Origin of the sequence: Occallatibacter sp., assembly GCF_036502485.1 — a bacterium.
Classification (GTDB): Bacteria; Acidobacteriota; Terriglobia; order Terriglobales; family Acidobacteriaceae; genus Telmatobacter.
The window spans coordinates 40,251-53,128 of the sequence record NZ_DASXYM010000023.1 but is presented as its reverse complement, the minus strand read 5'-3'; the positions used below and the strand labels follow the sequence as shown (position 1 = coordinate 53,128).

The following is a 12,878-nucleotide window of genomic DNA, read 5'->3' as shown; positions in this document are numbered from 1 at the left end:
AGGCGTCCTCCGCGGCCAGTGCGGGGCCCGAGGGACCAAGAGAGGTGATAGCGATTAGCAGGACGAAAAAGTACACGGAGCTATTCTTGTAGAGTCTTCGACGCATCCTCTCGCTCATCTGCTCTCCTTCGGTAATGAACGCCGCAGATCAATCACTTGGTTGCCTCGTTGCGCATCAGCTTCACCAGGACAATATCGTTGCTGTTCATCGGGAATGTGGTATCGATAGTGCCGTCGGCACCAGTGCGCACGACCTTGTCCGTCTCCGGAGTATCCTGCGTGAGGTCGTTAAGATGCGCGATCTGTGCTTCAGTCAGTTGCTTCGGGGAACCGAGTTCGACGTAGGCTGTGTAGGCATCGTTCGAATGAAACCCGGTGCGATGCACTTCCAGGCGATACGAGGTACTTGGGCCAAGGTGTGTCAGAAGCAAATGCACAGGCGTGGCTGGATGGGACGCAATCACCTTTGTATAGAAGGAGCGATTGCTGACCTTCTGGTCGGGTTGTTCGAAGTCCCAGATGACAGCAGTTACGTTTCCGTCTTTGGTGGACAACATTGATCGCGGGTCGTATGTTGCAAGGCTGTTTCCGTCAAGCGCATGCAGATACTTGTACGCAAAGTAGGCCGGTTTGCGGATTCCCTGAGGATTCAGCAATCCAAATCCTCCTTCAAAGGGAGCCGTTGGCGGTCCCGGTTCTTCAAAAAGATCGGTGTACGTCCAATAGCTCATACCCTGCACCAATCCCTGACCGGCTTTTAGCTTGCTGAGGATGTAGGGCGCGCTAATGTAGGAGTCGTGCACCGAATCGCGCGGCGTATAGCTGGTGCTCCACTCGGTGAAGAAGAGCGGAAGGCTGGGGAACGCTGATGCTGCAATCTCCTCGCGGACGTGCCGCACGTCCCCGATGATTGCGTCTGGAGACGGATCGAGCTTGGTATCGCTCTTTCCGTTCTCATCCAGAAATCCGCCTTGGACGCCGTAGGTATGAGTCGTCACAAAGTCGACTGGAGCGCCGCTCTGCTTCACATGGGCAAGGAATTCCGGTACCCATGCTGCACCGGCAGTGCTGGGGCCGCCGACGCGCAAGTTGGGATCGGCGGTTTTGATTGTCCTGGCGGTGAGGTCATAGAGCTCGAAGTATGCCTTCTGATCGCCGCCCTCCCAGAAGCCGGCAAGGTTCGGCTCATTCCACACCTCGAAGTACCAGGTGCGAACTTCGTCCTTTCCGTAGTGCTGTTCCAGGTGCCGGACAAAAGCGTCAACGAGGTCGCGCCAGCCATCCGGCTTCGGATGTGATGTATTCCCATGCCAATAGAAGATGCTGTTGTCGGATGTCGCCAACGCCTTTGGAGTAAAGCCGAGTTCGACGAATGGCTTGATATGCCGCGCCAGCAGATCGTCATAGAGCTGGTCGATCTTCGTCCAGTCATACACGATCTTTCCGTTTTCAATGCGGACCGTTCCCAGGACGTCATGGAAGATGGCGTGGAACCGTATGTAGCGGAAACCGAGTTCGCCTGTGACAAGCTTGAGCTGGGCTTGGCTGTCATCCCGAATCAACGTTCCGGGATAGTCTGAGCCGACTGAGAGATCGAAGAAGTGGTCAACCGGACCGCGTGTGTCCTTCACGTTGGCGACGACTTCCCGCAACGAGTTCCGATTCGACTGAGCGGAAGCGAGCGAGACTGCAAGAAATCCAAGCACAACGATACACATGCGCCGCATGAAGGAATGAAGCATAAATTTGTTCTTCTCCGGAGCTTTGAAGTTCTGATTCCTACAATCGACGTGATGTTAGCACCTGTTTTCGCAACGTTTAGATCGGACTACAAGACATCGGCTAATCTACCAGCGAGCCGCAGCTGTTTAGCTTAGGCCAATGTCAATTTGAGCACAGCAGCGTAGTCAACCGCTGGTTTATAGAGCTTTGGAAGTTCAACTCTTAGAGCATCGGTCTGCTGCTTCCAACTCACTCTCTGGTCGGTCCCGATAAGTTCGAGCTTCGCAACTTTCCCTGGTTTTGTTGCGGCTGAAAGTCCCAGAGACTGCACGGCGAACGATTCTGTCGGCCAGCCCAGCACCAGCGCAAAAATCGCAGTCCTGGATTTATTGCACGTGAATCGGATATCTGTTTCTCCCAGTTTGCTCACACTCCCACCCTGGAAAGATCCCGCCTTTATGCTGTTGGGCCCTTCACCATAGATCTTCCATGGCCGAGTCTCATAGATTGCTTCACCATTGGTCCGCATCCACGTTGTGATGCCGTCGAGCACTGCGATTTCCTTGCTGTCAATGGTTCCGTCGGGCCTACCCGGAACATCCAGAATGAATGTTCCGTTCTTGCTTGCAGTGTCGATCAGCCAATGGATAACATCCCGCGGGGGCAGATAGCCGCCGTATGGACCGGGCTTTTCGTAGAGAGCGCGGAGATAATGCCAGGCGCCAATACAGGTCTCGGACTGCCAGGGATGCTTCATGATCTCGGCAGTCAGCCCTCGTTCATAATCAGCGACAACAGCTTTGGCCAGCCGGTCGGGAACGTCTTTGACGTTGAGAACGGCTTCGTTCTTGCCACCGTTTTGCCGAATGCTGTGGTTGTAGAAGTACGCGCCGATATTCATCCCTGCCCAGCCGAGCGGCAGGAGCGAGTCGTCGAAGTAAAGCAGGTCAGGATTGTGCTGGTCGATGAGATCGCGCGTCCTGTCGTAGAAGTTCTTGACATAGGATGCATCGGGCAATGCACTCGCTGGGTGTTTCACGCCATAAAGCCGTTGAGGATCGAGCCCCTGCCACCACTGATCTTTCCCTTCCGACTGGGTAAGATGGCCATCATATGGAACGCCCGCTTTTGCGCCGGACTTGTCGGCGGCGTGCGACGGCTGAAACCACCACCAGTTACGCGCCTGATGCACTGTCACGCCAAATCGCAGACCCTGTTTTCGCGCCGCTGTTGCCCAGGTACCGATCACATCGCGATGAGGACCAATTGCAGCAGCATTCCAGGGCTGATGCTTCGAGTCCCACGCGTCAAAGCTGTCATGGTGATTTGCCAGAGCGACAAATATCTTCGCGCCCGCATTTTTGTAGCGCGTAATCAGCTCGTCCGGATCCCAGTTCAGCAGAGTCCACTGGGCGCAAAGGTCCTTGAACCCGAACAGTGACGGCGGACCGAAGTGTTCGAGTTGGTATTTGTATTGGCGCTGGTCCTCGATATACATGTTGCGCGCGTACCAGTCACCGGCTTCGGCAACGCACTGCGGACTCCAGTGAGCCCAGATGCCGAACTTAGCATCCTGGTACCAATCTGGCGCTTCGTACTCGAGCAGTGAATCCCACGTGGGTTTGAACGGACCATCGCCCGCGAGATCCTGGATGGGCGACTGCAAGGGCACATCGTCCCACAGTCCGCCCGCGACTGATTGCGCTACGGGGTTGTAGTTCCACGCCGAGGGTTGCCACGTCGCTTCGTCCAGCCGTTCTTCCACAATCTTTCCGTCGCTCACCTTGTAGAAGACCCTCTTCTCCGGCGGCAGAGCGCAAAACTGAGCGTAGTCCTGCGTGTATTGGTTGAACCCACTTGGCAATCCAGGCTGGCTCTCCTGTGCTGTCTGCCCCGTGGATGGCACACCTTTGGATGCTGCGGCGATCGCAAGTAGTTTGCAGAAATCCCGTCTGTGCATTCATCCCCCTTTGTTGTTGGACGCCAACCAGATGTGTGGCTTTATTCCGGCAACGGTATTTGGCCATCGATACGGAACTTTCCAGTAACTGCTGGTTCTCCTGTGTCTGGCTGGCCTCCGCCGATGCTGATAATGTAATCGCCTTGCGCGATGATTGGATTTCCATCTTCAGTCACCATGCCCAGATCGCGGTCCTTCAAGTCGAAATGAACCTTCTGGCTCGCACCCGGTTCGAGATGAATGCGCTGAAATCCGCGAAGAGCTGTGAGCGGCGCGCCCTTCACAGCAGGGAATTTGATATAGGCCTGAACAACCTCATCTCCCGCGACTTTGCCTGTGTTCGTCACCGTCACATCGGCACTCACAGGCTGCCCCGCAGGCACCGCCTGCACCGGAACATTGAGGTCGCTGTAATTGAATGTCGTGTAGCTGAGGCCATAGCCAAAGGGGTAGAGCGGCTTGTCGTTGAAATAGCGGTAGGTCCTGTTTGCCATACCGTAGTCCTCGAAATTTGGCAATTGGCTGACGCCGGTGTAGAACGTAACCGGCAGCCGACCCGCAGGATTATTCTTTCCGCTGAGCGTTTCGGCCACTGCCGCTCCGCCTTCTTCTCCCGGGTACCACGCGTCGAGGACGGCGTTGGCATGCTCGTTGATCCAATTGACCGACAGGGCACTGCCGTTCAGGAGAACCACGGCAAGCGGTTTGCCGGTAGCTGCCACGGCTTCGACCAAATCCTCTTCCGGCTGAGGAAGATCAATGCTGGTTCGATCTCCGCCGAGAAATCCCGGTTCGCTTACGGGCATCTCTTCGCCTTCGAGCTGACTCGTGATTCCCACAACGGTAATCACGGCATCGGCGTTCTTTGCAGCGGTAATGGCTTCTTGCGAAGGAGCGTCGTTGTGTTTAGCCCAGATCAGCTCGGCATTCGGCTTGGTGCTCCTGGTTCCGCTGTTTCTGGTTCCGTAGGAGACCTCGAGAGCGATCTTGTGTCCCTTTTCGAAGTGAACGCGGCCCACGCCGGATGAGAGTCCTCGCGAGCCACCGCCGCACGCAGTGGCTATCTGCTTACCATCGACCGTGAGCCTGCCGAATCCTTCGCAGCGAATCCCGAGCAGAAAGTCGCCCGATTCTGTGGGTGTGAAGAATCCAGACCATTGCACTCCGAAGGTCTTCCTAGGGGCGATTTCTGCCGGCAGATTGTTTTCCGTGAGCTTGACATTGGTTTCCGTACGGCTGACGAGGGGTTTGGTATTCGCTTCCCCAGGTCCCCTCCGCATGCCTTCGTTGTAGTCAGCCTTTAGGCCGGGCTTGCCGTCGGGAGTGGTGAGAAGGCTGTCCGGCACAGATGTTCCATCGGTGCGCAGGAACTGGGTACCAGGGACAAACGTGATCGTTGCGTTCGGGAACTCTGCGCGCAGGCCGTCGAGGATGGAGACGATATGGGTTGGCTGACCAGCATAGTTTCCGATCAGAGGCCTCGTCTGGTCCGCCAGCGGGCCTATGACGGCGATCTTTTTGATCCCCGGCTTGAGGGGAAGCAGACCGTCGTTCTTGAGCAGGACCATGGACTCATTCGCGAGTTTGCGTGCGTGCGCACGATGTTCGGCGCTGTCAAGTTCCTTCTCATCGATCTTGGTAAACGGAACAATATCCGGAGGATCAAACATCCCGAGCTTGATCCGAGCGGTGAACAGGCGGACGAGCGCCGTGTCGAGTGTGCTTTCAGGCAGGTATCCCTGCTGCACCGCATCGAAATATGCCTTTTCGACAGGCTCTCCAAATCTTGAGGTGAAGGTGACGCACTCGTTGTCCATGCCTCTGACTACAGAAATCGCCGCGCCTTGTGCCTGGGTTGGGCGGTAGCGATGATTGGCAGCTACGTCGCGAACAGCGTCGCAATCCGATACCACATACCCCTGAAAACCCCATTTGCCGCGTAACTGGTCCTGAAGCAGGTACTGGCTTGCGCAGGCGGGCTCGCCATTGATTGCGTTGTACGCGCACATCACAGAGCCAGCTTTGCCTTCTACGATGGCGGCGCGGAAAGCGGGCTCGTAGGTGTCGACTTCATCGTGCTTGCTCACGTCCACATCGGCAAAGTGGCGCGTCGGCTCCGGACCGCTGTGTACGGCATAATGTTTCGGGGTCGCGATGGCTAGATAGTACTTTGGATCGTTTCCCTGCAGTCCGGTCACGTAGGCAACGCCCATGCGAGCAGTGAGGAATGGGTCTTCGCCGTAGGTTTCCTGACCTCGTCCCCAGCGCGGGTCGCGAAAGATATTCAGATTCGGTGACCAGAAATCGAGACCTCCCATGATTCCCGTGTGACCTTCGCGCGCATTTTGCACGTTCTTAATGCGCCCCTCGATACCGATCTGAGCCGCCATTGTGTGAATGCCCGACACATCAAAAGTTGCAGCCAGGCCGATGGGCTCGGGATACTCGGTTACACCTTCATTGATCACTCCGTGAAGGGCCTCACTCCACCATTGGTACGCGGGAATGTTGAGCCGTGGAACTGCCGCGGAGTTGTTCTGCATCTGTGTAGCCTTCTCCGCAAGAGTCATACGGTGAACCAGGTCGGTAGCCCTCTGTTCAGGCGTTAAATTGGTGTCCAGATACCCAGGACTCGCTGCACCTTGCGCGACCGCAGTCTGTAGGGCCAAGGCAAGGAAGAGCGATCCAGCACCCAGAACAAAAATCCGCTTCATATGCGTCATGTATCTGCTCATGTGATCCTCAGTTATCGCGCGGAAGTCGCTGGTTGCGCTGATGCCTGGAATAGTCGTGGTGCGAAATCTTTCAAGTCGCGGCGCCATGTCTGCCATTCGTGATCGGTACCCGGCGACTCGTAAAACACGTGCTGGATTTTACCTTCGCCCAGAGACGCGTTGAGATTCTCGAGTCCCGTCTTCATGCGTTCGGGCTCGTTGGTACCCACACCGATCCAAAGCAGATGCACCCGCTTGGCGAATGCCGCCGGATCGGCCATGGACCCGTTGAATGCGGTCTTCGTATCCAGCTTGTTGTTGCCCATTGCAAATACGTTGGCAGCTCCGCTGAATCCGCCAACGTACGAGAAAAGGTCAAGATGATTGAAAGTCACTTGGAAAGTCTGCATGCCACCCATCGAAAGCCCCGCCATGGCGCGGTGATCGCGATTGGGAATCGTGCGGAACGTCTTGTCGATGAACGGAATCAGCACCTGCGTCATATCATCTTCGAACGCACCCATCCGCTCCTGCATCACCTTCATGAATTCCGGCGAGCCGAATGGCTTTCCGGTCAGGTCAGGGACTATGTATCCTGCGCGGCTGGCATATCCATTGGCCATCACGATGATCATCGGTTTTGTGCTGCCGCTGGCGATCAGATTATCGAGAATGAAATTTGCCTTGCCTTGTCGGATCCATCCGGATGCGTCCTCGCCGCCGCCATGCTGAAGGTAGAGCACCGGATATCGAGCCTTTGTCTGCGCGTCATAATCCGGCGGCAGGTAAACGAATGCGTGTCGCCACGTGCCCGTCACGCTGGAGTGGTACCAGATCTCGCTCACTTGCCCGTGGGGGACCTCCTGCGGCAGGTAATAGTTCGCTCCGGCTTCAGGCACTTCGACGGCGCTGGCCCATTTGCTTCCACCAAAGTACGCGGTGCTGGCGGGATCGCTGACTTCCGCGCCATCCACGATGATCGTGTAGTAGTGGAGTCCAGGGGCCATGGGCGGCGTTGTAAAGGTCCAATACCCGTCCGCTGCCTTCTCCATGTCGACCTTCGGACCACTCCAGAAATTAAGCTTCACCCTCGTCGCGTCAGGCGCTCTAAACCGAATCTGCACGCGCGAGTTGCCGTCCACCTTCGGATACTGTGAATCCAGAACGTTCGATGTTGCGGGCTGGAAATCACTCGGCTCCTGCGCAAAACAGAAGCTCGCTGCCAGGAGCATCACAAATCCAATTGCCTTCAAAACGCACCTCCACGCAAACGTTTACCGAAAAAGAGCAGGCTTGGGGACCGGATCAGTCTGCAAACCTCAACCCTCGGCATGTTAAAGCCATCATCCTGGACAAATAAAGCGATTTATTTGGCTTGTTTGCTCTGGCTTGCCCTGTGTATATTCGAGGGTTCTGGAACGGAATACGAGAACGGCGGCTGTAAACTCGTGCCTCGAATTTCCGACGGATCAACGGAGGCAGGGTCTGTGGCGCGTCGCATTCTTGCTGTTTTAGGTCTGCTTGCTTTCTCTTCGGTTGCGCCTTTGTTGGCTGCAGACAACATTGTTCGTCTATCTGTCGACGCGACGAAGCCGGGCCCGAAGATCGATCGCAACCTTTTTGGCCAGTTTGCCGAGAATCTCGGCCACGGACTCTATGAAGGAATTTGGGTCGGCCCCGATTCATCCATTCCGAACACCCGCGGAATTCGTAACGATGTAGTAGCCGCCCTCAAGGAACTCAAGGTACCCAACGTCCGCTGGCCCGGCGGCTGCTTTGCCGACCAGTATCACTGGCGCAAGGGAATCGGCCCCCGCGACAAGCGCCCGGCCACCGTGAACTCGGCATGGGGCGATGTGATCGATACGAATGCCTTCGGCACCGATGAGTTTATGGATTTCATCCAGCAGATCGGCAGCTCACCATACGTGTCTGTCAATGTCGGCTCGGGTACACCCCAGGAAGCAGCCGAATGGCTGGAGTATATGACCGCCGCTGCGCCCACGGCTCTTGCCAAAGAGCGAGCCGCCAATGGCCATCCCGCGGCGTACACGGTCGGCTTTCTCGGCCTCGGCAACGAGAGTTGGGACTGCGGCGGTGCGATGACATCCGACTATTACGTCAGCCTGATGAAGGTTTACAGCCGCTTCGTGCTCAACATGAATCCGGCGCAGCGAACCCAAGACCAGATGCTCAAGATCGCCGTGGGCCCGGCACGCCGGACACCGAGTGGACGGAAGCCGTGATGAAAGCCTGGAAGAAGCACACCTGGGCGTGGGACATCAACGGCGTGTCGCTGCACTGGTTTACAGTGCCAAACGGCTGGCCGCCATCGACACCCTCCGACAAATTCGGGTTAGACGAATACGCTAAGACTCTCAAATCGACCCTATTCATGGATGAGTTCCTGCGCAAGCAGGAGGCGGTAATGGACAGGTTCGATCCGGAGAAGAAAGTGACCTTGTCTGTGGATGAGTGGGGCGCCTGGCATGCACCGCTGACCGGCTCTAATCCCGCGTTTCTCGTTCAGCAGAACAGCGTTCGCGATGCGATTCTCGCCGCCCTCAACCTGAACATCTTTGCCCGTCACGCCGACCGCGTGCGTATGGCCAACATCGCCCAGATGATCAATGTTCTCCAGGCGATGATCCTTACGGACAAAGAGAAAATGGTCTTGACTCCCACCTACTGAGTCTTCAAGATGTACGTTCCATTTCAAGGTGCCACCTTTATTCCCGTCGTCTTCGACGCGGGCACCCACACCCACGGCAGCGCAACCCTGCCGCGCGTGGATGCCATCGCCGCAAAAAGCGCCGACGGAAAGGTGTTGCTTGAGATCACTAACCCCGATGCGGAAAATCCCGCGGTCATCGACGCAGACCTGGCAGGAATAACCGCAAAATCGGCGAAGACGGAGACGTTAACGGGGGCCGCAGTGGACAGTGTGAACACCTTTGATGCACCGGCTTCAGTTGTGCCGAAGCCTGCAGCGGTGAAGGTGCAGGGAGGCAAGTTATCCCTAACGATGGAGCCTCGATCAGTGACCGTAGTCTCCATTGAGCCGTAGTCGCGAACCAACCTCCGTGAGAGCCGCGGATGATTGTGCAGTCCATTCGAAGTTCAACAAGCAGGCATCGCATACTATCCAACACCCGGGAGAAAACGACCATGCACTCATTGCAGACTGCGCTCGCGAAAACGCTTTCTCAACGCCAGGCATCGTGCCTTCTCGCGGTGCTTGCGCTTACTTTAGCCGCTTCGGCTCAGACTCGCACGGTCACCGCAGCCATTGATACCTCTAAGACCGGCGTGCCTATCTCGAAAAACATCTACGGCCAGTTTCTCGAGCACGGCGGCGACATCGTTAATACCGGCGTGTGGTCTGAGATGCTTGTCGATCGCAAGTTCTTTTATCCAGTCGCTGCGACGGCTCCTAACCCTCCTCCGGTGATCGGAAATGCGGGCGGTAATCCCCGGTTCAATCGCGTGCCCACTCGTTGGTGGACGCCGATTGGCGGAGCCGAAGAAATAACAATGGATACGAGTTTGGCCTACGCCGGCGATCATTCTCCACTTGTCAAGCTCCATGCGAAAGAGCCACGCGGCTTCGGGCAGTCCGGAATTGCGGTTCGCAAAGGCAAGGCCTACATCGGACGCATCGTACTCGCCGGTTCTCCTGGCGCGTTGGTCAAGGTCACGCTCATCTGGGGCAAGGAGCCCAGCGATCGTCAGACAATCAATCTCCATACGATCGGCGCAGGATATCGCAAGTTCCCATTGCGCTACACCGCCGCAACGGACAGTGACGACGCAACACTGGAGATCACGGGCACAGGTACAGGCTCCTTCCACGTCGGCGCGCTTTCGCTCATGCCCGCGGACAACATCGAAGGCTTCCGGCCGGAAGTGATCGCCGCGCTCAAGCAACTGCGCTTTGGCGTTCTGCGATTCCCCGGCGGCAACTTCGTCTCCGCCTACGAGTGGCGGTACGGCGTCGGCGACATCGACAAGCGTCCGCCGATCTTCGATCTCGTCTGGCACGCAGTGCAGCCCAACGACGTTGGCACCGATGAGTTCCTCACGCTCTGCCGTCTTCTTGGCGTCGATCCTTACATCACCGTCAATGCCGGCTTCGGCGACGCGTGGTCGGCGCGAGAGCTGGTCGAGTACACCAACGGCGCTGCCACCACGCCAATGGGAAAATGGCGAGCCGCAAATGGCCACCCTTCGCCCTACGAGGTGAAGTGGTGGGGAGTTGGTAACGAGCCTTGGGGCGACTACCAAATGGGCGCGATGTCCCTTCCGCAATTCGAGTTGAAGCACAACTTATTCGCGAAGGAGATGAAAGGGGTTGACCCATCCATCAAGTTGATCGCCGGCGGCGCCATGCCCGATGTGATGGAAGGCGCCGACCAGTCCCGCCGCATCAACGGCCAGTATGTTCCTGACTATCTTTCCCCAGCAGACTGGACCGGCCAGATGCTCCTGAACTGCCTAGACAACATCGACCTGGTCAGCGAGCACTACTACGCATCTGGCACGCAGCACACCGACATGAAGCTGCAAAAGAAGGTGCCCATCGAGCCTCCTCTGTCGCTGCTCGAATGGGAACGCGCACCGGCCGTGCAGGTGCGCGCGAAATACGAGCACTATCAGGAGTACTTGAAGCGCATCCCTGCGCTCCGTGCCAAAGCGGTTCCAATTGCCATCGACGAGTGGGCGTATTTCGGTGGCAATCGCGACGGCTACAAGGTAGTTCCGGCTTATGCATGGGCTTTCCACGAAATGTTTCGCCACTCCGATCTCTTTCAAATGGGTGCACTTACTTTTGCGACTGCGACGATGAGCGAGAACCGCACCGAAGCTGTACTCAACCCCACCGGAATGCTCTTCAAGATGTACCGCGATCACTTTGGCACCCTTCCTGTCGAGGTAACCGGCGACTCACCGCAGCCGAAGCCTACATTTCCGGCCGGTGGGGACCAACCCGCGATCAATCCCGGCAGCGACACCTATCCGCTCGACGTCAGCGCCGCATTGAGCGAAGATCGCAAGACTCTATCCATCGCCGTACTCAATCCTTCCGAGTCAGAACAGAGCATACGGATCGCAATCAACGGAACCAAGCTCGCGAGTGAGGGGAAGTTGTGGCGGATGGCTCCCGCATCCATCGATGCGACCGTACAGGTCGACAAGAAGCCTGAAGTCCAGATCGAAGAAGAGCCACTCGGTGCGTTGCCCGCAACCATCACAGTGCGCCCCTTCAGCGTGAACATCTATTCCTACCCGGTGCAGTAGCCGAGTTGATTCGAGAAAGGGTCCTTATGAACATAATGAAGCTGTTCTTTGCATGCGCATTCGCCATCGCAATCGCGCCGGCAACACAGGCCACGGGCCAGGTGCAGACTAACGTCCCCGATCCCGTCCCGGGCGCAAAGCCCGCCACGGTCGAGCACATCAAGGTCCATTGCGCTGCCCTCGAAGGCAATCTCGAAGGGGACGCGGTCGATCGCGACGTCATCGTCTTTCTGCCGCCCGGTTACGCGAATGACAAAAAGCGCCGCTATCCCGTGGTCTATGCGTTGCATGGATACTCCATCGGCGCCGAGCAGTGGACGCATGAGATCCATGTGCCACAGACCATCGAAGGCGCGTTTGCAACGGGTGCGCAGGAGATGATCGTCGTTCTGCCTGATTCCAAAACCATCTACAACGGCTCCATGTATTCAAGCTCCGTCACAACCGGCGATTTCGAGAAGTTCATATGGCACGACGTCGTTGCCTACATCGACGCGCACTATCGCACCATCCCAAATCGCACCAGTCGCGGTCTCGTCGGTCACTCCATGGGCGGGTATGGTGCGTCGCGCATCGGCATGAAGCATCCTGACGTCTTCGGCGCTCTCTACGTCATGAGTCCCTGCTGCATGTCTTCGATGGTCGGGGGCGGACCGGGGACCGCCGATCAGATCAAGGAGCGGGCGATCGCCAGCGAGAGGAAGGTTGCCGCGGCCAAGTCTCCGGCTGAGCTGGCAGCACAGTCGCCCGGCTTCGCCTCCGCACAATATGCAACGGCAGCGGCGTGGGCTCCCAATCCAAAGAACCCTCCCCTCTACTTCGACCTGCCTACCAAAGACGGTGTTCTGCAGCCGGATATCGTAGCGAAATACACGGCTAACTCCCCGCTCGCGTTCGTCGATCAGTACATCGGCAATCTCAAGCAATACCGCGCCATCTCTATGGACGTGGGCGATCAGGACGGATTGCGATTCGATGCCACCAAGCTGCACACCATTCTAGATAACTACGGAATCGCCAACAGCTTTGAGATCTACTCCGGCACGCATGTCAGCGCAGTTGCCGATCGATTCCAGAACCATGTGCTGCCGTTCTTCAGCAAGAACCTTTGCTTTACGGCAGATTGTCGTTAGCGACCAGATCGCTGTCTGGCTGCTCATGGGTTTGAGATCAATTGCAATCAT

The 12,878-nt window shown here is 57.0% G+C and carries 7 protein-coding genes and 1 pseudogene; 4 read left to right on the top strand and 4 right to left on the bottom strand.

Features of this window, described 5'->3' with window-relative positions; translation table 11 throughout:
• Positions 1-152 precede the first annotated feature (152 nt).
• The 4 genes from VGL22_RS04100 to VGL22_RS04085 form a co-directional block, all read right to left on the bottom strand.
• Entirely contained in the window at positions 153-1,742 is a 1,590-nt protein-coding gene (locus VGL22_RS04100) for a GH39 family glycosyl hydrolase (RefSeq protein WP_465265614.1), read from the bottom strand.
• 131 nt (positions 1,743-1,873) lie between these two features.
• Positions 1,874-3,487, bottom strand: coding sequence for an alpha-L-fucosidase (locus VGL22_RS04095; protein WP_465265613.1), 1,614 nt, complete (start codon positions 3,485-3,487; stop codon positions 1,874-1,876).
• Positions 3,488-3,723: 236 nt separating this feature from the next.
• Entirely contained in the window at positions 3,724-6,417 is a 2,694-nt protein-coding gene (locus tag VGL22_RS04090; RefSeq protein WP_465265612.1) for a glycoside hydrolase family 3 C-terminal domain-containing protein, read from the bottom strand.
• Between the two features lie 11 nt (positions 6,418-6,428).
• Positions 6,429-7,649: an alpha/beta hydrolase-fold protein gene (locus VGL22_RS04085; RefSeq protein WP_465265611.1), complete on the bottom strand. Its 1,221-nt coding sequence runs from the start codon at positions 7,647-7,649 to the stop codon at positions 6,429-6,431.
• 234 nt (positions 7,650-7,883) lie between these two features.
• Between VGL22_RS04085 and VGL22_RS04080 the strand changes: the two genes are divergently transcribed.
• The 4 genes and pseudogenes from VGL22_RS04080 to VGL22_RS04065 all read left to right on the top strand — a co-directional run bounded on the left by VGL22_RS04080 (position 7,884) and on the right by VGL22_RS04065 (position 12,827).
• Positions 7,884-8,642 carry a hypothetical protein gene (locus VGL22_RS04080; RefSeq protein WP_465265610.1) on the top strand — a complete coding sequence of 253 codons (759 nt, stop codon included), beginning with the start codon at positions 7,884-7,886 and terminating at the stop codon, positions 8,640-8,642.
• Positions 8,642-9,463 (top strand): annotated as a pseudogene (locus VGL22_RS04075) (alpha-L-arabinofuranosidase C-terminal domain-containing protein). Before VGL22_RS04080 ends, VGL22_RS04075 begins: the two are co-directional and overlap by 1 nt.
• 101 nt (positions 9,464-9,564) lie before the next feature.
• Positions 9,565-11,694, top strand: a complete 2,130-nt coding sequence (locus tag VGL22_RS04070) for an alpha-N-arabinofuranosidase (RefSeq protein ID WP_465265609.1) — start codon at positions 9,565-9,567, stop codon at positions 11,692-11,694.
• A gap of 26 nt (positions 11,695-11,720) precedes the next feature.
• Positions 11,721-12,827, top strand: coding sequence for an alpha/beta hydrolase (locus VGL22_RS04065; protein WP_465265608.1), 1,107 nt, complete (start codon positions 11,721-11,723; stop codon positions 12,825-12,827).
• Positions 12,828-12,878: the final 51 nt, after the last annotated feature.

Excerpts from the sequence above, each read along its gene's own strand:
- VGL22_RS04100 (WP_465265614.1), bottom strand. The coding sequence starts at position 1,742 with ATGCTTCATTCCTTCATGCGGCGCATGTGTATCGTTGTGCTTGGATTT.
- VGL22_RS04090 (WP_465265612.1), bottom strand. The coding sequence starts at position 6,417 with ATGAGCAGATACATGACGCATATGAAGCGGATTTTTGTTCTGGGTGCT.
- VGL22_RS04070 (WP_465265609.1), top strand. The coding sequence starts at position 9,565 with ATGCACTCATTGCAGACTGCGCTCGCGAAAACGCTTTCTCAACGCCAG.
- VGL22_RS04065 (WP_465265608.1), top strand. The coding sequence starts at position 11,721 with ATGAACATAATGAAGCTGTTCTTTGCATGCGCATTCGCCATCGCAATC.